The following is a 23515-nucleotide window of genomic DNA, read 5'->3' on the forward strand; positions in this document are numbered from 1 at the left end:
TTGCCGCGGGCGCGCCACTCGGCTAGCGCTTGCGGCATGAACCGCCGCTCCTTTCTGATCCTGACGGCCGCCCCGCTCCTCGCGGGGGCGGCCGTGGCGCAATCTGGGCCTCCGTCGCTCTCCGTGCGGCAGGCCTATGACGGAGCCAAGGCCGGCACGCTGATTCTCGTCGATATCCGGACACCAGAGGAATGGGCCGATACCGGCGTGCCGGTCGGCGCCATCAGGTTGGATATGGAGGCCAGCGCCTTCGAGGCGTGGCTTGCCGCGCTACGGCTCGAGAATCCCGGCAAGACCATCGCGCTGATCTGCCGTACTGGAAACCGCAGCAGCTCGCTGCAGCGCAAGCTCGCCGGCCGCGGCTGGCGTGACATTGTCGATGTCCGCGGCGGCCTGCTCGGCAATCCCGGCGACAAGGGTTGGCTGGCCGAGCAGTTGCCGGTGACGGCCTATCCCTGAGATCTGCGGCCCGAAAGCAGGTCCGGCCGCCTTTCGCGCGTGATCGCCTCAGCCTGCTCGCGCCGCCAGCGGGCGATGCGAGCGTGGTCTCCCGACAGCAGCGCCTCGGGCAGCCCCCTGCCCTCCCACTCGCGCGGGCGCGTATAGTGCGGATATTCGAGCAGGCCGTTCTCGAAACTCTCCTCCGAACCGGAGGCTTCCTTGCCCATCACGCCGGGAATCAGGCGCACGCAAGCATCCAGCAGCACCATCGCCGCCATCTCGCCGCCGGAGAGGATGTAGTCGCCGATCGAGACCTCGGTCAGGCCGCGCCCCTCGATCACCCGTTCATCCACGCCCTCGAAGCGCCCGCAGACGATGACGACGCCATCGCCGGCCACCCAATCGCGGACCTGGCGCTGATCCAGCCTGCGCCCGCGCGGGGACATCAGCAGGCGCGGTCTTGGATCGTCGACCGGAACCGCCGCATCGATCGCAGCTGCCAGCACGTCGCAGCGCAGCACCATGCCAGCACCGCCGCCAGCCGGGTTGTCGTCGACATTGCGATGACGGCCGATGCCGTGGTCGCGGATCTGGTGGGTATCGAGCTGCCACAATCCCTTGCGCAATCCCTCCCCCGCCAGGGAAGCACCGAGCGGGCCGGGAAACATCTCGGGATAGAGGGTCAGGATCGAGGCGCGAAAGCTCATGCCGAAGCAAAGCGCAGCGACGGATGCCCGTCCAGCGCTGCGAAATCCCTGGCACTGCCGATGACATTGTCGAAGCCGGAGAAGGCCCCCGCCTCGAGCATCGTCAGGATCGCGACGGCCCGCATGCCGGCACGCTTCGCGGCCTCGACGCCCAGCGGCGCGTCCTCGAAGACGAGGCAGCTTTCGGGAGCCACGCCCATGCGCTCGGCGGCCGCCAGGAACATGTCGGGATGCGGCTTGCCCCGAAACCCCTGCGATGGCGAGACGATCGTGGCGAAGCGCGAGCGCAGACCAAGCGTATCGAGCACGAGGTCGATATTGGCCGGCGGCGCAGCGGAAGCGACCGCCATCGGAATCCCGGCAGTCTCGGCGCGCGCCATCAGAGCGAGCAGACCAGACAACGCCGCGACATGGGGGCGATAGGCCGCGCGATAGAGCTCTTCCTTGCGCAGCCCGCGCGCTTCGAGCTCAGCATCCTCAGCCTCCGGGAAATAGGCAGAAAGGATTTCGAGATTGGCCTTGCCAGCGGTGCGGCTGAAGAAGCTTGCCCGGTCGAAGGCGAGGTTCTCGGTCTTGTGCCACGCCTCCCAGGCATCATCGTGGAAGCGCATGTTGTCGACGATGGTGCCATCCATGTCGAAGATCAGGGCGCGGATCGAGGTTTCACTTGTCATCGACATCCTCGAACAATCCGGCCGGAGGGTCCGCTTCGATCCGTCGCGCCGCGATGTCGATTCGGGGTGTGAAGGCCTTGGTGAACGGCATCAGCACGGAGCGGCCATCCGGAGTGCGGATGTCAAGCAGGTCGCCGGCGCCATAATTGTCGACGGACGTGACCTCGCCGAGAGGCTCGCCTTGCGGCCCGACCACGGAACAGCCGACCAGATCGGCCTGGAGGAACTCGTCCTCATCATCGGCCGGCGGCAGGTTTGCTCGCTCGGTATGGAGCTTGAGCCCAGTCAGGGTTTCGGCCGCCTCGCGGCTGGTCACGCCCTTCAGGCGGGCAATGACCACTTCCTTGGCGGGCCTGATCTCCGCGATTTCGAAACGGCGGCCGTGATCGTCGATCAGCGCGCCATAGGCCGCGATATCGAGCGGATCGGCCGTGAAGGCCTTGATCCGCACCTCGCCTTTGACGCCATGCGGCGCCCCGACGATGCCGAGCAGGACGAGTTCGTTATCAGCCATCAAACGCCATTCCGGGTCACCGCGAAGCGAGCAGCCCGGAACCCATAATCACCAAGGAGTAAAGGAAGAAATCGGCGCGGCCGCCCCGAAAGGCGGCCGCGTCTCAAAAGGTTCACTCAGCAGCTTCAGCCGGAGCAGCGGCCTTCTCGGCCTTCTTCTCGGCGCGCTCCTTGGCCTTCTCGCCGGGAACGGCCTTCGCCGGGTTGTTGCGGGCCGGACGCTTCAGCAGGCCAGCAGCGTCGAGGAAACGCAGGACGCGATCGGTCGGCTGGGCGCCCTTGGCGAGCCAGGCCTTGGCCTTCTCGAGGTCGAGCACGACGCGCTCCGGCGAATCCTTCGCCTTCATCGGATCATAGGCGCCGATCTTCTCGATGAAGCGGCCATCGCGCGGCGAACGGGCGTCGGCGACGACGATGCGGTAATAGGGGCGCTTCTTGGCGCCGCCGCGGGTGAGGCGGATCTTCAGGGACATGATAATCTCCAGTCAGTTCAGGTTTGCAGGCTTCTGTTTCGCAGGCTCGGCAGCCGGGTGCCGGTAGATGCCGACCTCCCAGCCACGGATCACGAAGGGTTTCTCGAATCTGGCGCCGAGACGCTCGGCAACCTGGATCGAGGGTCGATTGTCGGGGTGGATGAAGCTCATCAGCGTCGTCCAACCCAAGTCACGATAGGCATAGTCACGAGCGCGCAGCGCAGCTTCGGTCGCGTAGCCGCGCCCATGCTCACCGGCGAAAAGGCTCCAGCCGATCTCCGGCTCGGGCCAGCCTTCCGGCGAGAGCAGCCCACACCAGCCGACGAGCCGGCTGTCTTCCTTGGCCTCGAGGGCCCAGAGACCGAAACCCAGCAGGGACCAATGGCCGGCCATGCTGGCAAAGCGACGCCACGAATCCTCGCGCCCGCTGGCGCCACCGACGAAACGGGTCAGCTGCTCGTCGCCCAGGAACGCGGCCACGCGATCGAAATCGCCCTTGGCCCAGCCGCGCATCACCAGGCGCTCGGTCTCGAGGACGGGGATCACTTCTTCTTCCCGCCGAACGGATTGCCGCCGAGACCAGGCAGGCCGCCCAATCCGGGCAGTTTCGGCATCATGCCGGCGGGCGGCGTCACGCCCTTGGGCAGGCCGGGGAAACCGCCCGGCGGCAGCGAAGGCAGCCCGCCGCCAGCGCCGAGCTGCTTCTGCAGATCCGCGAGCTGGGCCGGGTCCATCTTGGACGGATCAGGCATGCCCGGCGGCAATCCGCCGCCGCCCATGCCGAACATCTGGCCAAGCTTGCCGAGCATGCCGCCCTTCTGCTTCGACATCGCCTTCATTGCGTCGGCCATACCGCGGTGCATCTTGAGCAACTTGTTGATTGACTCTGCCGAGGTACCTGACCCTGCCGCGATGCGCTTCTTGCGGCTGTTCTTGAGAAGGTCGGGGTTCTTGCGTTCGGCCGGCGTCATCGAGTCGATCGCCGCGATCATGCGCTTGAACATCTGGTCGCCCACGCCAGAACTGGCGAGCTGGCTCTGAGCCTGCTTCATCCCGGGCAGCATACCCATGATGCCGCCGAGCCCGCCCATCTTCTCCATCTGCTGCAACTGCGTGCGCATGTCGGAGAGATCGAAATTGCCCTTTGCCATGCGCTGGGCGACGGCCTGCGCCTGCTCGGCATCGATCGTCTCGGCCGCCTTCTCGACGAGCGAAACGATGTCGCCCATGCCGAGGATACGATTGGCGACCCGCGAGGGATGGAAATCCTCGAGGGCATCGGTCTTTTCGCCCGTGCCGACCAGCTTGATCGGCTTACCGGTGACGGCACGCATCGAGAGCGCCGCGCCACCGCGCGAATCGCCATCCATACGGGTCAGCACGATGCCGGTGAGCCCAACGCGCGCGTCGAAGGCACGCGCCGTATTGACCGCGTCCTGGCCGGTCAGCGCGTCGGCGACGAGCAGCACCTCATGCGGGTTCGTCGCAGCCTTCACATCGGCGACTTCCGCCATCAGCGCCTCGTCGAGCGTGACGCGACCGGCGGTGTCGAGCATGACGACATCGAAGCCGCCGAGCTTGCCGGCCTCGATCGCGCGGCGCGCGATCTGGACGGCCGACTGGCCGGCGACGATGGGCAGCGTATCAACACCGACCTGCTGGCCGAGGATAGCCAACTGCTCCATGGCAGCGGGGCGGCGCGTGTCGAGCGAGGCCATCAGCACCCGCTTCTTGTGCCGGTCGCTGAGGCGCTTGGCGATCTTGGCGGTCGAGGTCGTCTTGCCCGAGCCCTGCAGGCCGACCATCAGGATCGGCACCGGCGGCACCGAATCGAGCGTGATGCCTTCGCCCTCGCCGCCAAGGGTGTCGATCAGGACGTCGTTGACGATCTTGATGACCTGCTGGCCGGGCGTGACCGATTTCAGAACCTCGGCGCCGACCGCGCGCTCACGTACCTTGTCGGTGAAACTGCGCACGACCTCGAGCGCGACATCCGCCTCCAGCAGCGCGCGGCGAACCTCGCGCAGGGCTGCGTTGACGTCGTCCTCGGTCAGCGAGCCCCTGCGGGTCAGGCCCGAGAGGATGCCGGAGAGTCTGTCGCTCAATGTGCCGAACATGCGGCCCCTTGTCGGTTTTGTACGGCTCTTTCATCCAACAGAACGGACATCACCCCCAAGCGGTTTCGCGCCCGAGGGCGCAGACGCGCTGTCGGGCGTTGACCTCCGGGCTCTCATGGCTCATGCGAGCGGCCCGGTCGGCGGATGCGGTCTCGTCGATGTCGGCGAAACGAATGCTGGGGTTAAAGCGTCAGAATGTGGCGAAAGTCAAGATTGCGGACGCATGGTGGCAATCTCGCCGCGATTGACCGCTAGCTGATCTGACCCGATCAACAACAGAATCGTCCTGATCGCATGACCCGAACCGCTGCTGCCGCCCTTCTCGCCACCGCCCTCCTGACCGCTGGCTGCGCCACCGAACCACTGCGCACGGGCCCCATCAATCCGAAATCCGCCGAGAAGCTGGCCGCGGTACAGGTCGACCGCGCCGCAGCAACGCGAATCCTGAACAACTATCGCGCCAGTCTCGGCCTCGGCCCCGTGCGGCTCGACCCCGCGTTGACGGCGATGGCCCAGCGCCAGGCCGACGCGATGGTCGCCGGCAACGCGCTCTCGCACGATGTCGGCGGCAACTTCACGGCCCGCGTGCACGCGGCCGGGCTGAATACGGGCCGTGCAGCCGAGAATCTGGGAGGCGGCTACTATTCAACCGAGGAGGCTTTTGCGGGGTGGCGTCAATCGTCGGGACATGACGCGAATTTGCGCATGCCCGAGGCGACGCGCTTCGGCATTGCGCTGGCAAAGGACCCACGCACTCAGTACCGCGCCTATTGGGCCCTGGTTGTCGCAGCTGACCCGCAGCCCCGTAGGACGGTAGACGCCGGGCCGCTCGTTCCGGTGGAAAGTTTACGCAGGGTTCGCGCTGAAGGTGACAGGCAGATTGCAGGGCGGTAGTTGTCGCGTCCCCCCTTTTGAATACGGATTGCGAGATGCCTTACGCTGCGCCGAAATTGATCGCCCTTGCGGCAGCCTCCCTGTTTGTCGGCCTGTCCCAGGCTCAAGCTCAGGCCCAACCCTGCGCCAGCAACTTCAAATCGGCCGGTGTTCCGATGCTCACCGCCCTCACCTACCGGACCTGGGATCTCATCCCCAACCGGGCGCCGGCCGTGGTGCTGCCCGCGCTTGCCAGGGCCGTGGCGGCCGACGGCTTCGACGGCATCCAGGTCGACAAATCACTCGGCACGATTTCCGCCCTCCAGGAAGTGACCGGATCCGGCCGCCCGCAAACGCTTCGCGTGACCGCACGCCCGAGCGGCAAGGGTACGCGGGTCGACATCGTCTTCACCGTGCAGCCGGGACAGATCGCGGAGGAAGGCGGCACCCGCGCGGCGATGTGCAAATTCATCTCGAGCGCTCGTCGCTGAGGCCGCATTACGCGCCTCGTAGCGGCCGCGGCGGCTGAGGCTGCGGCGGCCTCTTTACAAAGTCTCGCGCCTCGGGATTGCTCGGGCTGCAACCTCGGGAGCCTCGCCATGACCTTCGAAGCCTGGGCCGCCTTCGCGGCCGCAACCGCCGTCCTGCTCGTTATCCCGGGCCCCACGATCCTGCTCGTGATGTCCTATGCCCTGGGCCAGGGCTGGCGCACCGCCTTCCCGATGGCAGTCGGCGTCGCGCTCGGCGATTTCACCGCAATGACGCTCTCGATGCTCGGGGTCGGCGCTTTGCTGGCAGCCTCGGCGACTGTGTTCACCGCGCTGAAATGGGTTGGCGCAGCCTATCTCGTCTATCTCGGCGTGAAACTCTTCCGCGCCGGCGGCAGCCTGAATGCCGAACCCCGCAAGGATGCTGCCTCGGCCTTGAAGATGCTCGGCCATGCCTGGCTGGTGACAGCTCTCAACCCGAAGAGCATCACCTTCTTCGTCGCCTTCCTGCCGCAGTTTCTCGACGCCAAGGCCGATTTCTGGACACAGATGCTGATCTTCGAGGCAACCTTCATCACGCTCGCCTTCGCCAATGCATTGGGCTACGCGCTGATCGCCTCGCGTGCCCGTTCGGTGGTCAGCAATCCGCGTGCGATCGGCCTGTTCAACAAGGCTGGCGGAACGCTCCTGATCGGTGCCGGCATCGCGACCGTGGCGATACGCTCGGGCAACCACTGATAATGGGCAGAGCCAGCATGCGCGACGGCAAGGACAGCCACACGCTCGATTTCTACGCGAGCGAGGCCGAAGCCTATGCGTCGCGCGGCCAGGCGGCGAGCCGCGCGAAGCTTCAGGGCTTCATGTCGTTGCTGCCGCCCGGCGGACGCGTGCTCGAACTTGGATGCGGCGCCGGACAGGACAGCGAGGCGCTGCTGGCGCAGGGCTTCGACGTCTTGCCGACCGATGGCTCTCCAGAACTCGCGGCACAGGCAGAGCGCCGCCTCGGTCGTCCGGTGGCTGTCCTCCTGTTCGAGGACCTCGCCGAGCATGAGGCCTTTGACGGAATCTGGGCCAATGCCTGCCTGCTCCACGTCCCCCGTGCGGCCCTGCCTGCCATGATCGCACGCGTGCATGCCGCGCTGAAACCTGGCGGCGTCTTCTATGCCAGCTTCAAGGCTGGAGAGCAGGACGGCCGCGACCGCTTCGGCCGCTATTTCAACTACCCGTCGCCCGAATGGCTGCGCGGCGCGTACGGCACTGGGCGCTGGTCCAGGCTCGACATCGTCGAGGAAATCGGGAGCGGCTATGACCGCGAGCCCACCGATTGGCTGCATGTCACAGCGTTCAAGATGCCGTGACGATGCGGTTTCCTGTGGGCGGGGCTCTCTTTCCGGGGCAGGATCGCAGGGCTTGACCCCGCCGCAACAGGCCCCACTTCTCCCGCCATGAACCGCCGCAAACTCCTCTCGCTTCTCGGTGTCTCCGCTTTGCTCAGCTCGACTGGCATGGCCTGGGCCGCATTCTCACGCTCGCGCAACCCCTATTACCAAGGGCCGGTCAGCGAGAATTTCGACGGACTGCGCTTCACCGATGGCCGGCCGGTCAACAAGGGCCTGCTCGACGTCCTGAGATGGCAGACCTCGAAGCGCGAGCGTGAGGCCTTTCCGGCGCATTACCCGGCCCCGACGCAGGACAAGCCACCTGCGCGTGTCGAGGGCCTGCGCATCGTCCATCTCGGCCACGCCTCGTTCCTCTACCAGATCGCCGGGCTCAATGTGCTGGTCGACCCGGTCTATTCCGAGCGCGCCAGCCCCTTCTCCTTCGCTGGCCCACGACGCGTGAACGCTCCGGGCGTCGCCTTCGACGACCTGCCGAAGATCGATGTCGTGCTGATCACGCATAATCATTACGACCATCTCGACCTCGCGGCACTCGACGCGCTCCACCGGCGCGACAAGCCGCGCATGATCATGCCGCTCGGCAACGACACGATCATCCGCGCCCGCAATCCCGCCATCCACGCCGAGGCCTATGACTGGAAAGCGAAGGTCGCCCTGTCCGACGCCGTCACCGCGACATTGGTTCCGACCTATCACTGGTCGGCGCGCGGCACGCTCGACCGCCGCATGGCGCTCTGGTGCTCCTTCGTCATCGAAACCCCACTGGGCAAGGTCTTCCATATCGGCGATACCGGCTATCACGATGGCTCGCTCTACGAGCGGCTCGGTGCCGAGCATGGCCCGTTCCGCCTGGCTGTGCTGCCGATCGGCGCTTACGAGCCGCGCTGGTTCATGGGCGACAACCACATGAATCCGGAAGAAGCCGTCAGGGTCATGCTCTCGCTACGCGCCGAGCAGGCGCTCGGACACCACTGGGGCACATTCCAACTGACCGACGAAGGCATCGAGCGTCCGCCCGAAGCCCTGAAGCTCGCCCTTGCGCAAGCGAACCTGCCCGAGGAGCGCTTTCGGCCGATGCGCCCCGGACTGAGCTGGAACGCCTGAGGACGATCTGCTGGCGGCACATCGCGACCGGCTGAGAGCTGCCGGCCGAAGCAAGGTGCTCGCTAAAGCCGAAGCCTATTGCGGTTGCACGTAGACGTTGATCTCGAGGTTCGGATCGCCCGGGTCCTTGAGATCGGTGACATATTCCTCGAGGAAGGCGTCCTTCACCTTGATGTTCTTGGCCTCGAGATAGGCCGTGATCGTCTCATAGGTGGAATCGATGTCGTCATAGGGCGCCGTATGCACGAAACGCAGCGAGAGCCCAGCCGGGCTCGTGCTCGACCGCACGCCATTGGCGAGCGGCACCGCACCGTCCGGCGCCCGGTCCACAGGCAGCATCGCCTCGAAGCGGAAGCCGCTATCGTCCGTCTCGATGAAGAGCGTCAGCGGCCGGCCGGCGACCGAAAGCGCCGATCGTGAGGCCTGCTCGCGCAGGATACGGAAACTCTCGACCAAACGCTGGAAGCCCTGATCCCAGCTCGACTGGCCAGAGATCGCGAGCACCGGCTTAGGCACCAGTTGCACCTCGTCGACATCGCTCGGGTCGCCCGGTTTGCCCGCGAGCGTCGCGTTCGGGTCGGGCACAACGGTCGACTGCCGCTGCTGCGGTGCGACCGGTGGAGCGGGAAGCGGCGGAGCAGGCGGAGCCTCCGGCGTGGCCGGGGCAGGGACCAGAGGCGGAGGCGGCGCGGGAGGTGGCGGCGCAGCGCCCTGCGGTATCGGCCCGCTTGGCACCGGCTGGCCCGCCGATGGCGGCGGCGTCACAGGCGGCGCCGGTAGCGGCACGGGCGGGGGCGTCAGGCTGTCTGCCGGGGCCTGTGTCGGCGCCTGCACGGGCACGGCCTGGACGGGAGCCGGGCTCGGCGATGCGGCGCCCGGCGGCGGCGCAAGGGGAGCAGCCTCCACCGGCGTGGGCGGAGCCACCCGGGTTTGTGCGATGGCGAGGGAGCCGGCGGCGAACACGCCTGCGACAGCCAGAATTCCAACCCGGAAATGCCGCATCATCTTAGCCCTGACAGAGAGGAGCGATTCGCGCCCTTGCGCCGCAGCATAGAATGTCCGTGAGCGCGCAGGAACGGCTGGAAGGGTGGCTTTTTCGCGTCAGCTCCCTCATATAGCCGCTCTTTGTTGGACCTGTGACCAAATGAACGCATTGGCGCATCGCCGGTTCCTGAAAATGAACGGGCTCGGCAACCAGATCACCGTGCTCGACCTGCGCGGCACCAGGCTGAAAGTCAGCGAAGCGGAGGCGCGTGCCATCGCCGCGGAGCCGCGCGCGCATTTCGACCAATTAATGGTGCTGCACGATGCGCGCACGCCCGGCACGGATGCCTTCATCCGCATCTACAACACGGACGGCTCGGAAGCCGGCGCTTGCGGCAATGGCACGCGCTGCGTCGCCTGGGCCATGCTGGCCGATCCCCGGATGGGTGACAGTAACCGGAGCGAGCTGCTGCTGGAAACCAAGTCGGGACTGCTCCCCGCCTCGCGCATCGACGATCTCGTCTTCACCGTCGACATGGGCCGACCGAAGCTGGCCTGGGACGAGATCCCGCTGGCAGATCCGTTCCACGATACCAGCCGCTTCGAGCTGCAGATCGGGCCGATCGACGAGCCGATCCTGCACACGCCTTGCGCGGTCAATATGGGAAACCCCCACGCCGTCTTCTTCGTGGACGATCCCTACGCCTTCAACCTGGAGCAGATCGGGCCGCTGCTCGAAAACCACCCGATTTTCCCTGATCGGGCCAATATCGAGTTGGCCGCGGTGAAGGCTCCCGACCATATCGTGCTGCGCGTCTGGGAACGCGGGGCGGGCATCACCCAGGCTTGCGGCTCCGGCGCGTGTGCCGCGCTCGTCGCCGCTGTGCGGCGCGAATTGTCGGCGCGCAAGGCGGTGGTCAGCTTGCCGGGCGGCGATCTCATCATCGAATGGCGCGCAAGCGACGACCATGTCCTGATGACCGGCCCAGTCGCGTTCGAGTGGGAGGGCGTGCTCGAGCCGGCGCTGTTCGAAAGCGCGACTTGATGACGCTCGAAGTCGTCACCTTCGGCTGTCGCCTCAATATCGTCGAGAGCGAGGCAATCAGGACGCAGGCGGAGGCAGCCGGCCTTGGCAACGTCGCGATCGTCAACTCCTGTGCCGTGACGACGGAGGCCATGCGGCAAGCACGCCAGGCCGTCCGGCGTCTCAAGCGCGAACAGCCTGACAGGCCCGTCATCGTGACCGGATGCGGCGCGCAGGTCGAATCCGGCGTCTTCGCGGCAATGCCGGAGACCGCGCGCGTCCTCGGCAACGCCGAAAAGATGCGGGCCGAGACCTGGATATCGCTCGCCCGTTCGAACAGCCTGGCCTCGGACGCCGAGGTCAATCCCGAGGACAAGACGACCGTCTCCGACATCATGCGCGAGACCACGCTGCAGACGCTGTCGCCCAACGCCTTTGCAGCCCATACCCGCGCCTTCGTTCAGGTCCAGAACGGCTGCGACCATCGCTGCACCTTCTGTGTCATTCCTTATGGCCGGGGCAATTCACGCTCGCTCGGCGTCGCAGCGGTCCTCGGCCAGTGCCGCAAGCTGGTTGAGAATGGCGCCCGCGAAATCGTGCTGACCGGCGTCGACCTGACGAGCTATGGCCGGGACCTGCCGGAGCTCCCGACGCTCGGCGAACTCGTGCAGACCATCCTGCGCGCCCTGCCCGCCCTGCCGCGCCTGCGCCTCTCCTCGATCGACGCGGTCGAGGTCGACGATGCGTTGCGCCAGGCCATTGCGACCGAACCGCGGCTGATGCCGCATCTGCATCTCTCGCTCCAGGCCGGCGACGACCTCATCCTGAAGCGGATGAAGCGGCGCCATTGCCGCGAAGACGCCGTCCGGTTTTGCGCGGAGATGCGGGCGCTGCGCCCCGACATCGTCTTCGGCGCCGATCTCATTGCCGGGTTTCCGACCGAGGATGAGGCGATGTTCGCCCGCTCGCTCTCGCTGATCGACGAATGCGGCCTGAGCTATGTTCACGCCTTCCCCTATTCGGCCCGGCCCGGCACCCCGGCCGCCCGAATGCCGCAACTGCCCGGCGAGATCATCAGCGACCGGGCCGCACGCCTGCGCGCCGCGGCACAAGCCGCCCATGCGCGCCATCTGCAGGCCCGTATCGGCCGGCCGCTCAGTGTGCTGACGGAACGCGGCAATACGGGCCGCGCCGAGGATTTCACGCTGCTCCGTTTCGCGCGCGATGTGGCGGCCGGAGAGATCGTCGAAGCCTGCGCCACCGGCGCCAATGGCAATGCCCTGCTGGCAGCCTGACGGCGAAGGCGCAGAACGGCGCGATCAGTGCACCATTCCGGCTACGCGGTGGACCTGATTGTTGCAGTACCCGCGCGGATTCCAGGGCGTCTCGAGTGGCTGAACCCGGCCTTCGACATCCCGCGCGCGAGCCATGATCGTCACCGGCCCCGCCACGGCAATGGTCAGCATCGTCTGGAAACGGCGCCAGGCGAATGCGCCTTCCGCCGGCTCGAGTGCGACGTCGCACCAGGTTTTGCCGCCATCGGACGATAGGTCCATCGCCGCTATCGGGACCGCTCCGCTCCAGGCAAAGCCGCGAACCGCGAATGGCGTTCCGGCCACAGCCGTGAAGCCCTCAAGGGGCGCCGTGACCAGCGACTTCACAGGCATGTCGGTGAGCACGGCGAACAGGCTTTCGTCTATCGCTTCACCCGGGCGCATCGGCACGACCGGCATGCGATAATCGGTGCCCCGCATTTTCTCGCCGTCATGCTCGCGAGGGCGGATGGTGATCCGGTCCAGCCATTTCTGCCAGGCAGAGCCCGGAAAGCCGGGCGCGACAATGCGCAGCGGTCCGCCATGCAGACGCGGCAACGGCTCGTCATTCATCGCGAAGGCGACAAGCGTCTCATCGCTCATCGCCTTGGCGATCGGCAGGCCACGCGAGAGCGAGTCCTTGGTTTCGTCCTTGATCGCACGGTCGGGGCTGTAATGCGCCGTATAGACAGCGCTGGGCAGCAAACCCGCATGAGCCAGCAGGTCCTTGAGCCGAACCCCGGTCCAGCGCGCGCAGCCCACCGCGCCGAGCCGCCATTGCAACCCGTCGGTCCTGGGCGAGAACTGCACGCGCCCGTTGCCGGCGCATTCGAGCACGGCGGTGACGGTGACGGTCTCGAACTCGCGCGGCAGTTCCTGAAGCGTCCAGGTCGCCGGCCGCTCGACCTCCCCGTCGAGCGTCAGCGTCCATGCTTCAGGGGCAGCAATCTCAGGCAAGGCGCCATTGTTGCGAATGAAGAAAGCATCGACCGGTGTGATCGGAGTATCGAGCAGCCCGATCGCCGGCTCGGCATTCAGCGCCTCCTCGTCATGGACATAGAGCCCGGGCTTGAGGCGGCGCAGCAGCGGCAGTTCGATGAGTCGACGGGGCAAATAGCTGCCTTGTTCCGAGCGGGCGGGAAGGTCGGCGCTGCACGATCACGGCCACCGGATTCCGTGCAAACGCTAGTCAAACCCACCCGCTCGATCAAGTCGTGCCGTTCAGCCCTTGGCCGTGACCTCCTCGCGCAGGGCGCGGCGCAGCACCTTGCCGACATTGGTCTTCGGCAGGCTGTCACGGAAGATGATCTGCTTCGGCACCTTGTAGCCGGTGAGATTGTCCTTGCAGAAGCTGCGCAACTCGTCGGCTGTCAGGCTGGCGTCCCTCTTGACCACGAAAGCCGTCACCGCCTCACCGGAATGCTCGTCGGGCAGGCCGATGACGGCAGATTCGAGCACGCCCGGATGGGTGGCGAGGACGTCCTCGACCTCATTAGGATAGACGTTAAAGCCGGAGACCAGCACCATGTCCTTCATCCGGTCGACGATCTTGATCTGCCCGTCGGGCAACAGAACACCAATATCGCCCGAGCGGAAATAGCCGTCCGGGGTCATCACCTTCGCGGTCTCGTCCGGTCGCTGCCAATAGCCGCGCATGACCTGCGGGCCGCGGATGCAGACCTCGCCCGGCTCGCCCATCGGCATGTCATTGCCGTCGACATCCCGGATCGCGAAATCGGTCGAGGGCAGCGGATACCCGATCGTGCCGGTGAACTCGGCAATGTCGGGCCGGTTGGCCGAGGCGACTGGCGAGGTCTCGGACAAACCGTAGCCCTCGACGATCGGCCGCCCGGTGACCTCCCGCCAGCGCTTGGCGACCACCGCTTGCGTCGCCATGCCGCCCGCCACCGCAAAACGCAATTCCGAGAAATCGACATTCTCGATCTCTGGATGGTTGGCCAACGCATTGTAGAGCGTGTTGACACCGGAGAAGAGCGTGAAGCGGCTCGTTTTCAGGATCTTGATGAAGCCCGCGATATCGCGTGGATTGGCGATCAGGAGCCCCTTTGCGCCGATCCGCAGCATGAACATGCAGCAGCAGGTCAGCGCGAAGATATGATAGAGCGGCAGCGCCGTGACCATGACATGCTGGTAGTCGCTGCGGCCGAGCGGTGGCTCGAGCCCCCAGCCCAGCCAGAGCGCGCATTGCTCGACATTGGACGCGACGTTGTGATGGGTCAGAGTCGCGCCCTTGGCGACGCCGGTCGTACCGCCGGTATACTGCAGGAAGGCGACATCCTCGGGCAGGACGACGACCGGTGTCATCGTCGATGGGCCGGCGAGAATAGTCTTCAGCGGGACCGCGCCCGGCAGGTTGAACGGCTTGACGACCTTCTTGATCCTGCGGGCCACGAAATTGACGATGGCCCCCTTGAAGCCCATCAGGTCGCCGGCCGTCGCCAGGACAATCTGGTCGAGCTTGAGATTCGGTCGGGCCTCCTCGACGACATGGGCAAAATTCTCGATCACCACAAGCACGCGGGCGCCCGAGTCGTTGAGCTGATGGGTCAGCTCACGGGCCGTATAGAGCGGATTGACGTTCACCACCGTGTAGCCGCCGAGCAGCGTTCCGAAGATCGCGGCCGGATTGGCCAGGATGTTGGGCATCATCAACGCGATGCGGTCGCCCTTCTTGAAGCCGCGGGCCTGCAGCCAGGCAGTGAAGGCGCGGGCGGCTTTCCCGACCTCCGCAAAACTGATCGCCTTGCCGAAGCTCTCGAAGGCCGGGCGCGCGGCATAGGTCGTGACGGCATGGCTGATCAGATCGGCGAGCGTTCCGACCTTGGCCTGATCGATCACCGGCGGAACCGCCGGCGGATAATGCGCCAGCCAGGGCCGCGGATCCGCTGCTGCCTGTGCGGCGCTCGTCACCTTCATCGTCGCTCCTCCCGTCTCGCAGGCATTTTCCCACTCACGCGAGCGTTTCTGCCTTGTTGTAACCATACAGTGCGGAACGAAAGCGGCGGGCGCAAGCGCCCGCCGCTCTGCCGTTGCCACAAGGTTTATATATGAACCTTTTAGGTCACACCTGGGTTTCAGCGCCCATGCGCCAGGGCCTGCGCCGCCACGACGGCATCGGCCGATTTGCCGGCGAGTTCTGCAAGATGGTCGAACCTGACGCTGAAGGAACCGACGCCCGAGGTCGCCGAGCGCAGCTCCACGATCAGACCGCCCATTTCCGCTTCCGGGATCAGGGCGTTGATCTGATCCCAGCCACGCCATCCCGGCCGGGCGTCGTAGCCCAGGATCTGGCCGCGCCTTGCAGAAACGATGGCCGAGGCCCGCGACATCGCGTCCGATGGAATGACGACCTCGACGGCGAGGATCGGCTCGAGCAGCACGGATCTGGCCTGCGGGATTGCGTCCGCCATGGCCAGCCGCGCTGCCTGCCTGAACGCCATGTCGGAGGAATCGACGGTATGGTAGGAGCCGTCGGTCAACGTCACCTCGATATCGACGAGCGGGAAGCCAAGCGGCCCGTTCTGGCAGAAATCCCGCACACCGGCCTCGACGGAAGAGATGTACTGTCTCGGCACGACGCCGCCCGTGATGCGGTCGACGAACCGAATGCCCTCGCCGCGCTCGATCGGCGCCACCTCGAGCACCACATCGCCATACTGGCCATGCCCGCCGCTCTGCTTGCGATGCCGCCCACGCGCGCTGGCCTTGCCGCGAATAGTCTCGCGATAACCGATCTCAGGTGGATGATTCTGAGCCGAAACGCCGTAGCGCCCGGACAACCGCTCCATTGTCACGCGCAAATGCATCTCGCCCTGCCCCGAGAGCCGCACCTCGCCGAACTCCGGCAGGTGCGACACGGTCAGCGCGGGATCTTCCTCCGCGATGCGCCCGAGCGCAGCGGTGAGCCGGACGTCATCCTTGCGATCCTTGACGCTGATCCCGAGCGCATGGACCGGCTCGGGCGGAGCAACCGACGTCACGACGCCTGGACGGACCTTGCCAGCAGCCAGCGCATCCCCCGTGCGCACCCCTTCCAGCCGGGAAAAGGCGGCAACCTGTCCCTCTTCTGCGGCAGGCTTGCGCGTCTGCTCGGCTCCCTTCAACTCGATGACACCGCCGATGCGCGTCTCGACGCCGCTGGACGAGGTCACGACGTCGCCCTCGGCGAGCCGCCCGCGCAATACGCGGGCCAGTGAGATCTTGCCGCCCTGGCTCGAATGCCAAGTCTTCATCACCTGCGCCAACGGCGCGCCGTCCTCGACGACGCCGATGCGCCCGCGGGTTTCCGGAAGCGAAGGCGCTTCATGCCGCAGGGCCTTGAGCAGCCGCGTGACGCCATTGCCCCGCTCGGCCGCGCCAATCAGCACCGGCACGACGTGGCGGTGCTGCAGCTCCCGCGCGAGATCGTCGAAGATCCGATCCTGCGGCGGCTCCATGTCGCCCAGCAGATCCTCCATCAGCTCATCATCATAGTCCGCAAGCTTCTCCAGCATCGAGAAGCGCGCTTCCTTCTCGCGGCCGACCTCCTCCGACCCGAGGGGCACGATCTCGCTCGGCGCATGCTCGCGGTAGATGAAGGCCCGCTCGAGAGCGAGGTCGATGAAACCAACGGCGATGCCCTTCTGCCAGATCGGGATCTGACGCAGCAGCAGCGGCGTACGCGAGGCGCGCTGCAGGATGCCAAGTGTCTCGCGCACCCGGCGCGTCGCCGTGTCGATCTTGTTGAGGAACAGGAAACGCGGAATATCCGCCTCCTCGAGCTCGCGCAGGACGAGTTCGAGCGCCGGTGCCTTGCGGTCGTCAGCTTCGCATACCACCACCGCGGCATCGACGACAGGCAGGACGTGACGCATCTCGTGCAGGAACTCGACCGAGCCGGGGCAATCGATGAAGCTGTAGCTCTCCCCGAGGAAATCGACGGTCGCGACATTCGGCTCGGTGCTCATCTGGTGAGCCCGTGCCTCCGCGGAGGCATCGCCGGCACTGTTCTTCGCCTTGACGGAGCCGGCCCGTGAAACCGCGCCGCAGCGCTCCAGAATGCTCTCGAGCAAGGTCGTCTTGCCGCTTTGAAAGGGACCAACGATGGCGATGCATCGCGGCCCCAAAGCTCTCTTGCCGGCGGCCGAACCTCCATTGCCTGATGTCGCAGCCATAGCGTCCTCCTTCGGGTTTTGGCCGCGCAACAGCGTCAGAGCAGACGCCCGGCGCAACGCGGCGAAGAACCGACGAGAACGATGTCACAGCGCCCACGCCGGAAAGGCGGCGGTCGCTCAGGCCCGACAGGGTCGGGCGGCCGTCGAAGAGGGATGTCGAGGCAAAGGTTCGCGCTGTTGGCCGCGCAGCGCAAGCAGAATGTTCCAGCCGCGATCTCTCGGTTCGCACCCAGGCCAGCGCTGCCGGACAGTCTTGAACGGTGTCGGATGCCGCTCGATATCCACGGCATCCTGCGAATGGCTCACCTTTCAGACGGGCGAGCGGTGCAGGAGAGGAAGTCCGCTGGTGGTGTCTGCAAACAGCAGCCGCTCCGCGGGGCCTACAATCGAAGAGGAATGCTCGTGCTGAAGGTAATCGCCCAGGATTTCATCAAGACCGAGGCCATCGGGCTCGTCATGCCTCTCTATGAAGAGCTCGTCGAAAAGACCCGGCTTGAAGAGCGTTGCATTTCCTATGATCTCTTCATCGATCAGAAGGACCCTGGGCACTTCATCTTCATCGAAGAGTGGCCGGATCGCGCTGCCCTCGATGCACATTGCCGCACCGAGCATTTCGTGCGGCTCGTCCCCCTGATCGACAAGCATCAACGGGCAGATGGCACCTACATCCTGATGGAGCCATTTGCAGCGCGAGTTTAGATGCTGAGGCGCGAACCGACGGATCGAGCCCGGAGCGCCAAGACTCGGTCCGTTCATTGAAAGCGCGGGAAACCCTCCGCCTACGAGGGAATATTTCCCGCCCCCTCACACGCTGGCCCCGTGTTCCTGAGCGTCCCCAAGCATGCCCTCGGCGCCCCCCGTCACGACATCAGCGATTGCGCCTTTCGCCACGCAAGGTCGTCAGACCGATCCCGACCGCATCAAAGCCGCCATCCACCGCAAGCGTCTGTCCGGTGATGTAGCTGGCCTTCTCGCAGCACAGGAAGAAGATCGCCTCGGCAAGTTCGTCTTCCCGCCCGTAGCGGTTGAGCGGGATGACGTCATGGTAGTCGGCCCGGATTTCCGGGCTATGCACCGCCTTGGCCATTGCGGTGTCGACCGGGCCCGGCGCGACTGCATTGACCCTGATTCCGAGGCTGGCGAGTTCGGCCGCCTGCTGCTTGGTGAGATGGGCGAGAGCCGCCTTGCTGGTGCCGTAGGCGACACGCAAGGTCGAGGCGCGCAGGCCGGAGATCGAGGTGATGTTGACGATCGCGCCGCCGCCCGTATCGGCCATCAGCGGCGCCGCAACCTGCGTACAAAGAAAGGGTCCGGTGAGGTTGACCGCGAGCACACGCTGCCATTCCGCGAGCGTCGTCTCGAGGATCGGCTTGAACACGGCGGTGCCTGCATTGTTCACGAGAGCATCGAGCCGGCCAAAGCGCTGCATCAGCTCCTTGAAGGCCGCTTCGACCGCGGCAGCCTCGGCAACGTCGCAGGTCAGCGCCAGCGTCGTGTCCGGTGCATTGAGTTCCGCCATCGCCAATGTCAGCGTCGCCCCATCGATATCCAGCAAGGCGACCTGCCAGCCCTCGGCCAGAAAGCGTTTCGTGGTCGCCAACCCGATGCCGCGCGCGGCGCCGGTGACGAGAGCGACTTTGGCGATGTCCTGAGGCATTGAAGCAATCCGAAACAGAGACGAACACGGGTCCGTCTACGCTATGCGCCCTGGCAGCGCCCCAGCAAAGCGCGTGAATGCGGGCACGGTATTCCGAATGCGATTGGAAATCGCGAACGGAGTGACCTGCGATCAGCCGCTACGCCCGACACCACCTGGCGCGCCCATGGAGCGATGCCAGACTCGCAGACAGATCCCGGTCTGTGTTCTCCTCGAGATCTGTCGCATAGCACCGGCTTGGTCAGAGGTCACAATACGAAGTAAGCAGAACTTGTGTTGTTGCCTCGATCGGGACATCCTCACTCCAGGCTGCTCGCTATTTCATTGAGTTTGCATTGAAATGACGCGATCCACCTGCCCTCTTTCTATCCTGACCAGAAAATCCCTGTCCCAATAGAACCAAAGACGGCCCGGCCGACCGGATTCTGATCCCTGACCTGTGAGGGAGATTGCCTTGAAAGCATCGACTCTGAGCTTCCGCGCCGCCGTCCTCATCGCCCTCGCTGGCATGATATGGGGCATCGTCATGGCAATCTCGCGAGATCATTCGGCGTTGCCGGCGCATGCCCATCTCAATCTCTTGGGATGGGTCTCCTTGTTTCTGTTCGGCATCTTCTATCGGCTGCATCCATCCTTGGACCTCGCCAGAAGTGCGGTGATCCAGGTCTGGATCTGGATCGTCGGAACGCTCGTCCTGACCGTCGGAGTGGCCCTGGTTCATTCCGGAAACGCGACCGGTGATCCGATTGCCGGCGTGGGCGCCTTGACGGTGCTGGTCGACATGGCTTTGTTCGGCTGGCTGGTCTTCAGGCAGGGGCAAGCTGGCATGGCAGCGAAATAGCGCGCGACACCAGCGCCTCATTCCCCTCGACAAGGCCCTACCTCTCCTGTATGGCCAGCCACTCAACTGAAAACAGCGAGCCGTAACGCCCGCGTGAACACACGCGACAACGGCCATGGAGAGACCCATGAACATCATCGAGCAGATCGACCAGGAACAGATCGCCAAGCTGAGCGCAGGCAAGGAAATCCCGCATTTCCAGCCCGGCGACACCGTGCAGGTCAACGTCAAGGTCAAGGAAGGCGAGCGCAGCCGCGTTCAGGCCTATGAAGGCGTCGTGATCGCCCGCAACGGCGGCGGCCTGAACGAAGCCTTCACCGTCCGCAAGATTTCCTATGGCGAAGGTGTCGAGCGCGTTTTCCCGCTCTATTCGCCGAACATCGATTCGATCAAGGTTGTGCGCAAGGGCAAGGTCCGTCGCGCCAAGCTGTATTATCTGCGCGATCGTCGCGGCAAGTCGGCCCGTATCGCCGAGCGCGTCGAAGCCCGTCCTGCCAAGGGCGACAAGTCGGCTGCCAAGTAAGCGCCACTGCGCTGTTGTGAATACCGGAACGCGGTCCCTCGGGGCCGCGTTTTGCGTTGGGCGGCCCGGCGTCGGCTTCGTTGCCGGCACAGTTTGGAACTGCTAGAACATCGTCATGAACACTGTCCTGCCCAGTGAGGATGACTGCTGCCGCATCGTGCGCCGCGAGGCGAACCTGCGCCGCATCCCGACGACGCAGGATTTTGCGGCGCTGCATGACCATGCGCGCCTGCCCTGGCGCTTCTTCGGTCGTTTCACGACCTCGGCGGCAGCGGGCCTTAGGCGCGCCTGAGACCGGCCCGTTGGCCGGCGACAGGCTGTTTGCGTTGCGCCAGCCGGCCTTGAGCGCCGGCATCACAGATTTCCACGACTGAGGCTTATCGACATGACGTCGTCCACCGCCCCCCGCACGCTTTATGACAAGATTTTCGACGACCACATCGTCGACCGCCAGGAAGATGGCACCTGCCTGCTCTATATCGACAGGCATCTGGTGCATGAGGTCACGAGCCCGCAGGCTTTCGAAGGCTTGCGCATGACCGGCCGCAAGGTGCGCGCGCCTGAGAAGACGCTGGCCGTCGTCGACCACAATATCCCGACGACCGACCGCAAGGCCGGCATCGCCGAGGAGGAGAGCCGCATCCAGGTCGAGGCTCTGGCCAGGAACGCCAAGGACTTTGGCGTCGAGTATTTCAACGAGCTCGATATCCGCCAGGGCATCGTCCACATCGTCGGCCCCGAACAGGGCTTCACCCTGCCCGGCACCACGATCGTCTGCGGCGACAGCCACACCTCGACCCATGGCGCCTTCGGCGCGCTTGCGCATGGCATCGGCACATCGGAGGTCGAGCATGTGCTCGCCACTCAGACGCTGATCCAGAAGAAGGCCAAGAACATGCTCGTCCAGGTGGACGGCGCTCTGGCCAAGGGCGTCACCGCCAAGGACGTCACCCTCGCCATCATCGGCGAGATCGGGACGGCAGGCGGCACCGGCTCGGTCATCGAATATGCCGGCGAGGCCATTCGCTCCCTCTCGATGGAAGGCCGCATGACGGTCTGCAACATGTCGATCGAAGGCGGAGCACGTGCCGGCATGATCGCGCCGGACGAGAAGGCCTTCGCCTATCTCAACGGCCGGCCTAAGGCCCCGAAGGGTGCAGCCTGGGATGAGGCCCTGCGCTACTGGGAGACGCTGCGCACCGACGAGGGCGCGCATTTCGACCGTATCGTCAAGCTCGATGCCGCCAACCTGCCGCCGATCGTCTCCTGGGGCACCAGCCCCGAGGACGTGATCTCGGTCGCGGGAAGCGTGCCGAACCCGGATGACATCGCCGATGAGACCAAGCGTTCGTCGAAATGGCGCGCGCTCGACTATATGGGCCTGAAGCCCGGCACCAGGATGACCGAGATCCCGCTCGACGTGATCTGGATCGGTTCCTGCACCAATGGCCGCATCGAGGATCTGCGCGCCGTCGCCAAGATCGTCGAGGGTAAGACGATCGCCGGCTCGCTCGACTATGCCATGATCGTCCCCGGCTCCGGCCTGGTGAAGCAGCAGGCCGAGGAAGAAGGTCTCGACAAGATCTTCCTCGCCGCCGGCTTCGAATGGCGCGAGCCCGGCTGCTCGATGTGCCTGGGCATGAACCCCGACCAGCTCAAGCCCGGCCAGCGCGCCGCCTCGACCTCGAACCGCAATTTCGAGGGTCGTCAGGGCTTCAAGGGCCGCACTCATCTGGTCTCGCCGCAAATGGCCGCAGCCGCTGCGCTCGTCGGTCATTTCGTCGATGTGAGGCAGATGGGCTGATGCGCGAGCGGGGACACAGGTCATGACCGGCGATCCCCGCGAAGCCGCCCGGGCAGCCGAAGCCAAGGCAGTGCTGGAGCGCGTCAAGCGCGACGAGGAGGGGCTGCTGAGCTCCTCCATGGGCCGCGCCGCCGATCACTTCTCCGGCCGCGACGCACCTGAAGGCGACACTGTCGAACTCTGGGGCAGACGCATCGGTCGCGCGCTGTCGCTCGTCGGTGTCGTGCTGCTCGCCTGGTGGCTGGGGCATCAGCTCAAGATCTGGTGATGGGAACCGTGCCTTCGATCAAAGCATCCGCCAGCGCCTCGGCATCCGCCGAGGTGTCGTCCGCTGTTGCCTGGGACGAGGTCAAGGCGCCCAGCGCCGCTGATTTCGAAAGCCTCGCGCAGACCGCCTATGACCGCCTGCCGGACGAGTTCCGCGCGCTCTGCGCGGACCTGATCATCAACGTCACCGAGTTCCCCGAGGACGATGTGCTGAAGGAACTCGAGATCGAGAGCCCCTTCGACATCCTCGGCCTCTTCACCGGTGTCGGCCTGCCACAGCAGGGCTCGGGCCCGCAAACGGGCCAGATGCCCAACATGATCCATCTCTATCGCCGTCCGATCCTCGACTACTGGTCCGAACATGACGAGGGCCTGGGCGCCATCGTCACCCATGTCCTGGTCCATGAGATCGGCCATCATTTCGGCTTTTCGGACGAAGACATGGAAGCGATCGAGGCCGGGGCGGAGCGATAGACGATGATGGACGATCTGATCCGGCATCTGCCGAGCCTGGCCCTGGTCTATTCCGCGTTCTTCCTTGCAGTTGCCAGCCCGGGCCCGAGCAATCTTGCCGTGATGGCGACGTCGATGGAGCGTGGTCGGCGCGCCGGAATGACGCTCGCACTCGGCGTCACGACCGGCTCCCTGACCTGGGGCATCCTGGCCGCCATCGGCGTCTCGGCCGTGATCGTGGCCCATCCCGGTGCGCTCTATGCCATCAAGATCGTCGGCGGCGTCTATCTGCTCTATCTCGCCTGGCGCTCGGCGCGTTCAGCGATGCGAGTGGACATGCCCCCGCCGAAAGCCACGGTTTCGGGGCATCGCATCTATTTGCGCGGCTATCTCATGCACCTGACCAACCCGAAGGCGATCTTGAGCTGGACCGCGATCATCGCGCTCGGCCTGCGCCCGGAAACACCCGTGGTTGTGGTGCATGCCATCATCATCGGCTGCCTGCTGATCTCGCTTCTGATCAATCAGGGATATGCCCTGCTGTTTTCGACCCCCTCCATGATCGCGGGCTATCGCAAGATCCGCCGTCGTGCCGAGGCCTGCCTTGCCGCCTTCTTCACCTTCGCCAGCTTCAAACTCCTGACCGCGCAGCTGTGAAGCGCGTTGTCGGCCACGTCACGATATC

The 23515-nt window shown here is 65.4% G+C and carries 27 protein-coding genes; 16 read left to right on the plus strand and 11 right to left on the minus strand.

Translation table 11 applies throughout. From position 1 onward, the window contains the following. Positions 1–36 precede the first annotated feature (36 nt). Complete coding sequence (locus AC1DIO_RS03050; RefSeq protein ID WP_476768537.1) at positions 37–459, plus strand: rhodanese-like domain-containing protein; 423 nt, start codon at positions 37–39, stop codon at positions 457–459. On the opposite strand, the gene trmD is transcribed toward AC1DIO_RS03050, so the two are convergent. The 6 genes from trmD to ffh form a co-directional block, all read right to left on the minus strand. Further along, positions 450–1148 carry a tRNA (guanosine(37)-N1)-methyltransferase TrmD gene (trmD, locus tag AC1DIO_RS03055; RefSeq protein WP_441489438.1) on the minus strand — a complete coding sequence of 233 codons (699 nt, stop codon included), beginning with the start codon at positions 1146–1148 and terminating at the stop codon, positions 450–452. The two genes, AC1DIO_RS03050 and trmD, sit on opposite strands and share 10 nt — an antisense overlap. Continuing rightward, positions 1145–1828 carry an HAD family hydrolase gene (locus AC1DIO_RS03060; protein WP_441505242.1) on the minus strand — a complete coding sequence of 228 codons (684 nt, stop codon included), beginning with the start codon at positions 1826–1828 and terminating at the stop codon, positions 1145–1147. The genes trmD and AC1DIO_RS03060 overlap by 4 nt, the downstream gene beginning before the upstream one ends. Beyond that, positions 1812–2336: a ribosome maturation factor RimM gene (rimM, locus tag AC1DIO_RS03065; RefSeq protein ID WP_441505241.1), complete on the minus strand. Its 525-nt coding sequence runs from the start codon at positions 2334–2336 to the stop codon at positions 1812–1814. The genes AC1DIO_RS03060 and rimM overlap by 17 nt, the downstream gene beginning before the upstream one ends. Positions 2337–2448: 112 nt before the next feature. After that, a complete protein-coding gene (rpsP, locus tag AC1DIO_RS03070) occupies positions 2449–2808 on the minus strand; it encodes a 30S ribosomal protein S16 (RefSeq protein WP_043233545.1) in 360 nt (119 codons plus the stop codon). Positions 2809–2820: 12 nt separating this feature from the next. Continuing rightward, complete coding sequence (locus tag AC1DIO_RS03075) at positions 2821–3354, minus strand: GNAT family N-acetyltransferase (RefSeq protein ID WP_441489441.1); 534 nt, start codon at positions 3352–3354, stop codon at positions 2821–2823. Next, on the minus strand, positions 3351–4925 hold the full coding sequence (gene ffh, locus AC1DIO_RS03080) for a signal recognition particle protein (RefSeq protein ID WP_441489442.1): 1575 nt from the start codon (positions 4923–4925) through the stop codon (positions 3351–3353). The genes AC1DIO_RS03075 and ffh overlap by 4 nt, the downstream gene beginning before the upstream one ends. 294 nt (positions 4926–5219) lie before the next feature. Here ffh and AC1DIO_RS03085 point away from each other — a divergent pair, with 294 nt between their 5' ends. From AC1DIO_RS03085 to AC1DIO_RS03105, 5 genes are all read left to right on the plus strand, one after another. Continuing rightward, on the plus strand, positions 5220–5819 hold the full coding sequence (locus AC1DIO_RS03085; protein WP_441505240.1) for a CAP domain-containing protein: 600 nt from the start codon (positions 5220–5222) through the stop codon (positions 5817–5819). 35 nt (positions 5820–5854) lie between these two features. After that, positions 5855–6289: a hypothetical protein gene (locus AC1DIO_RS03090; protein WP_441505239.1), complete on the plus strand. Its 435-nt coding sequence runs from the start codon at positions 5855–5857 to the stop codon at positions 6287–6289. A gap of 108 nt (positions 6290–6397) precedes the next feature. Continuing rightward, positions 6398–7024, plus strand: coding sequence for a LysE family translocator (locus tag AC1DIO_RS03095; RefSeq protein WP_441505238.1), 627 nt, complete (start codon positions 6398–6400; stop codon positions 7022–7024). Positions 7025–7041: 17 nt separating this feature from the next. Next, on the plus strand, positions 7042–7644 hold the full coding sequence (locus AC1DIO_RS03100; RefSeq protein WP_441505237.1) for a class I SAM-dependent methyltransferase: 603 nt from the start codon (positions 7042–7044) through the stop codon (positions 7642–7644). An 87-nt stretch (positions 7645–7731) separates the two neighbouring features. After that, positions 7732–8790 (plus strand): MBL fold metallo-hydrolase, encoded by a 1059-nt coding sequence (locus tag AC1DIO_RS03105; protein WP_476775169.1) that lies wholly within the window; start codon positions 7732–7734, stop codon positions 8788–8790. Between the two features lie 75 nt (positions 8791–8865). On the opposite strand, the gene AC1DIO_RS03110 is transcribed toward AC1DIO_RS03105, so the two are convergent. Beyond that, the gene (locus AC1DIO_RS03110; RefSeq protein ID WP_476853083.1) at positions 8866–9795 is read right to left on the minus strand and encodes a GyrI-like domain-containing protein; all 930 of its coding nucleotides are present in this window, start codon (positions 9793–9795) and stop codon (positions 8866–8868) included. 139 nt (positions 9796–9934) lie between these two features. On the opposite strand from AC1DIO_RS03110, the gene dapF reads away from it, so the two are divergent. Beyond that, complete coding sequence (gene dapF / locus AC1DIO_RS03115) at positions 9935–10819, plus strand: diaminopimelate epimerase (protein ID WP_476775171.1); 885 nt, start codon at positions 9935–9937, stop codon at positions 10817–10819. Continuing rightward, positions 10819–12093 (plus strand): tRNA (N(6)-L-threonylcarbamoyladenosine(37)-C(2))-methylthiotransferase MtaB, encoded by a 1275-nt coding sequence (gene mtaB / locus AC1DIO_RS03120; protein WP_476853084.1) that lies wholly within the window; start codon positions 10819–10821, stop codon positions 12091–12093. Before dapF ends, mtaB begins: the two co-directional genes overlap by 1 nt. A 24-nt stretch (positions 12094–12117) precedes the next feature. On the opposite strand, the gene AC1DIO_RS03125 is transcribed toward mtaB, so the two are convergent. The 3 genes from AC1DIO_RS03125 to AC1DIO_RS03135 form a co-directional block, all read right to left on the minus strand. Then, positions 12118–13224 (minus strand): sulfite oxidase, encoded by a 1107-nt coding sequence (locus AC1DIO_RS03125; RefSeq protein WP_476853085.1) that lies wholly within the window; start codon positions 13222–13224, stop codon positions 12118–12120. 108 nt (positions 13225–13332) lie between these two features. Beyond that, positions 13333–15048: an AMP-binding protein gene (locus AC1DIO_RS03130; protein ID WP_476768528.1), complete on the minus strand. Its 1716-nt coding sequence runs from the start codon at positions 15046–15048 to the stop codon at positions 13333–13335. Positions 15049–15206: 158 nt separating this feature from the next. Then, positions 15207–17285 (minus strand): elongation factor G, encoded by a 2079-nt coding sequence (locus AC1DIO_RS03135; RefSeq protein ID WP_441489453.1) that lies wholly within the window; start codon positions 17283–17285, stop codon positions 15207–15209. 177 nt (positions 17286–17462) lie between these two features. Between AC1DIO_RS03135 and AC1DIO_RS03140 the strand changes: the two genes are divergently transcribed. Beyond that, the gene (locus tag AC1DIO_RS03140; protein WP_441489454.1) at positions 17463–17984 is read left to right on the plus strand and encodes a putative quinol monooxygenase; all 522 of its coding nucleotides are present in this window, start codon (positions 17463–17465) and stop codon (positions 17982–17984) included. A gap of 169 nt (positions 17985–18153) precedes the next feature. Here AC1DIO_RS03140 and AC1DIO_RS03145 read toward each other — a convergent pair whose 3' ends face one another. Then, positions 18154–18942 carry an SDR family NAD(P)-dependent oxidoreductase gene (locus AC1DIO_RS03145; protein WP_441489455.1) on the minus strand — a complete coding sequence of 263 codons (789 nt, stop codon included), beginning with the start codon at positions 18940–18942 and terminating at the stop codon, positions 18154–18156. Between the two features lie 454 nt (positions 18943–19396). Between AC1DIO_RS03145 and AC1DIO_RS03150 the strand changes: the two genes are divergently transcribed. From AC1DIO_RS03150 to AC1DIO_RS03180, 7 genes are all read left to right on the plus strand, one after another. Next, positions 19397–19783 carry a hypothetical protein gene (locus tag AC1DIO_RS03150; RefSeq protein ID WP_441489456.1) on the plus strand — a complete coding sequence of 129 codons (387 nt, stop codon included), beginning with the start codon at positions 19397–19399 and terminating at the stop codon, positions 19781–19783. 127 nt (positions 19784–19910) lie between these two features. Beyond that, positions 19911–20306, plus strand: a complete 396-nt coding sequence (gene rplS, locus AC1DIO_RS03155; RefSeq protein ID WP_043233560.1) for a 50S ribosomal protein L19 — start codon at positions 19911–19913, stop codon at positions 20304–20306. A 115-nt stretch (positions 20307–20421) separates the two neighbouring features. Then, positions 20422–20598 (plus strand): hypothetical protein, encoded by a 177-nt coding sequence (locus AC1DIO_RS03160; protein WP_162531536.1) that lies wholly within the window; start codon positions 20422–20424, stop codon positions 20596–20598. Between the two features lie 93 nt (positions 20599–20691). Further along, on the plus strand, positions 20692–22110 hold the full coding sequence (gene leuC, locus AC1DIO_RS03165) for a 3-isopropylmalate dehydratase large subunit (protein WP_441489457.1): 1419 nt from the start codon (positions 20692–20694) through the stop codon (positions 22108–22110). Positions 22111–22132: 22 nt separating this feature from the next. Beyond that, positions 22133–22378: a hypothetical protein gene (locus AC1DIO_RS03170; RefSeq protein ID WP_113512190.1), complete on the plus strand. Its 246-nt coding sequence runs from the start codon at positions 22133–22135 to the stop codon at positions 22376–22378. Beyond that, positions 22378–22851, plus strand: a complete 474-nt coding sequence (locus tag AC1DIO_RS03175) for a metallopeptidase family protein (RefSeq protein ID WP_441489458.1) — start codon at positions 22378–22380, stop codon at positions 22849–22851. The genes AC1DIO_RS03170 and AC1DIO_RS03175 overlap by 1 nt, the downstream gene beginning before the upstream one ends. A gap of 3 nt (positions 22852–22854) precedes the next feature. Beyond that, positions 22855–23487, plus strand: coding sequence for a LysE family translocator (locus tag AC1DIO_RS03180; protein WP_441489459.1), 633 nt, complete (start codon positions 22855–22857; stop codon positions 23485–23487). Positions 23488–23515: the final 28 nt, after the last annotated feature.

This window comes from Allobosea sp. 05T439, assembly GCF_056396005.1.

Excerpts from the sequence above, each read along its gene's own strand:
- AC1DIO_RS03170 (WP_113512190.1), top strand. The coding sequence starts at position 22,133 with ATGACCGGCGATCCCCGCGAAGCCGCCCGGGCAGCCGAAGCCAAGGCA.
- AC1DIO_RS03180 (WP_441489459.1), top strand. The coding sequence starts at position 22,855 with ATGATGGACGATCTGATCCGGCATCTGCCGAGCCTGGCCCTGGTCTAT.
- rplS (WP_043233560.1), top strand. The coding sequence starts at position 19,911 with ATGAACATCATCGAGCAGATCGACCAGGAACAGATCGCCAAGCTGAGC.
- trmD (WP_441489438.1), bottom strand. The coding sequence starts at position 1,148 with ATGAGCTTTCGCGCCTCGATCCTGACCCTCTATCCCGAGATGTTTCCC.
- ffh (WP_441489442.1), bottom strand. The coding sequence starts at position 4,925 with ATGTTCGGCACATTGAGCGACAGACTCTCCGGCATCCTCTCGGGCCTG.
- AC1DIO_RS03100 (WP_441505237.1), top strand. The coding sequence starts at position 7,042 with ATGCGCGACGGCAAGGACAGCCACACGCTCGATTTCTACGCGAGCGAG.
- AC1DIO_RS03130 (WP_476768528.1), bottom strand. The coding sequence starts at position 15,048 with ATGAAGGTGACGAGCGCCGCACAGGCAGCAGCGGATCCGCGGCCCTGG.
- AC1DIO_RS03145 (WP_441489455.1), bottom strand. The coding sequence starts at position 18,942 with ATGCCTCAGGACATCGCCAAAGTCGCTCTCGTCACCGGCGCCGCGCGC.
- rpsP (WP_043233545.1), bottom strand. The coding sequence starts at position 2,808 with ATGTCCCTGAAGATCCGCCTCACCCGCGGCGGCGCCAAGAAGCGCCCC.
- AC1DIO_RS03095 (WP_441505238.1), top strand. The coding sequence starts at position 6,398 with ATGACCTTCGAAGCCTGGGCCGCCTTCGCGGCCGCAACCGCCGTCCTG.
- rimM (WP_441505241.1), bottom strand. The coding sequence starts at position 2,336 with ATGGCTGATAACGAACTCGTCCTGCTCGGCATCGTCGGGGCGCCGCAT.
- AC1DIO_RS03090 (WP_441505239.1), top strand. The coding sequence starts at position 5,855 with ATGCCTTACGCTGCGCCGAAATTGATCGCCCTTGCGGCAGCCTCCCTG.
- dapF (WP_476775171.1), top strand. The coding sequence starts at position 9,935 with ATGAACGCATTGGCGCATCGCCGGTTCCTGAAAATGAACGGGCTCGGC.
- AC1DIO_RS03160 (WP_162531536.1), top strand. The coding sequence starts at position 20,422 with ATGAACACTGTCCTGCCCAGTGAGGATGACTGCTGCCGCATCGTGCGC.
- AC1DIO_RS03135 (WP_441489453.1), bottom strand. The coding sequence starts at position 17,285 with ATGGCTGCGACATCAGGCAATGGAGGTTCGGCCGCCGGCAAGAGAGCT.
- AC1DIO_RS03175 (WP_441489458.1), top strand. The coding sequence starts at position 22,378 with ATGGGAACCGTGCCTTCGATCAAAGCATCCGCCAGCGCCTCGGCATCC.
- leuC (WP_441489457.1), top strand. The coding sequence starts at position 20,692 with ATGACGTCGTCCACCGCCCCCCGCACGCTTTATGACAAGATTTTCGAC.
- AC1DIO_RS03050 (WP_476768537.1), top strand. The coding sequence starts at position 37 with ATGAACCGCCGCTCCTTTCTGATCCTGACGGCCGCCCCGCTCCTCGCG.
- AC1DIO_RS03110 (WP_476853083.1), bottom strand. The coding sequence starts at position 9,795 with ATGATGCGGCATTTCCGGGTTGGAATTCTGGCTGTCGCAGGCGTGTTC.
- AC1DIO_RS03060 (WP_441505242.1), bottom strand. The coding sequence starts at position 1,828 with ATGTCGATGACAAGTGAAACCTCGATCCGCGCCCTGATCTTCGACATG.
- AC1DIO_RS03085 (WP_441505240.1), top strand. The coding sequence starts at position 5,220 with ATGACCCGAACCGCTGCTGCCGCCCTTCTCGCCACCGCCCTCCTGACC.
- mtaB (WP_476853084.1), top strand. The coding sequence starts at position 10,819 with ATGACGCTCGAAGTCGTCACCTTCGGCTGTCGCCTCAATATCGTCGAG.
- AC1DIO_RS03105 (WP_476775169.1), top strand. The coding sequence starts at position 7,732 with ATGAACCGCCGCAAACTCCTCTCGCTTCTCGGTGTCTCCGCTTTGCTC.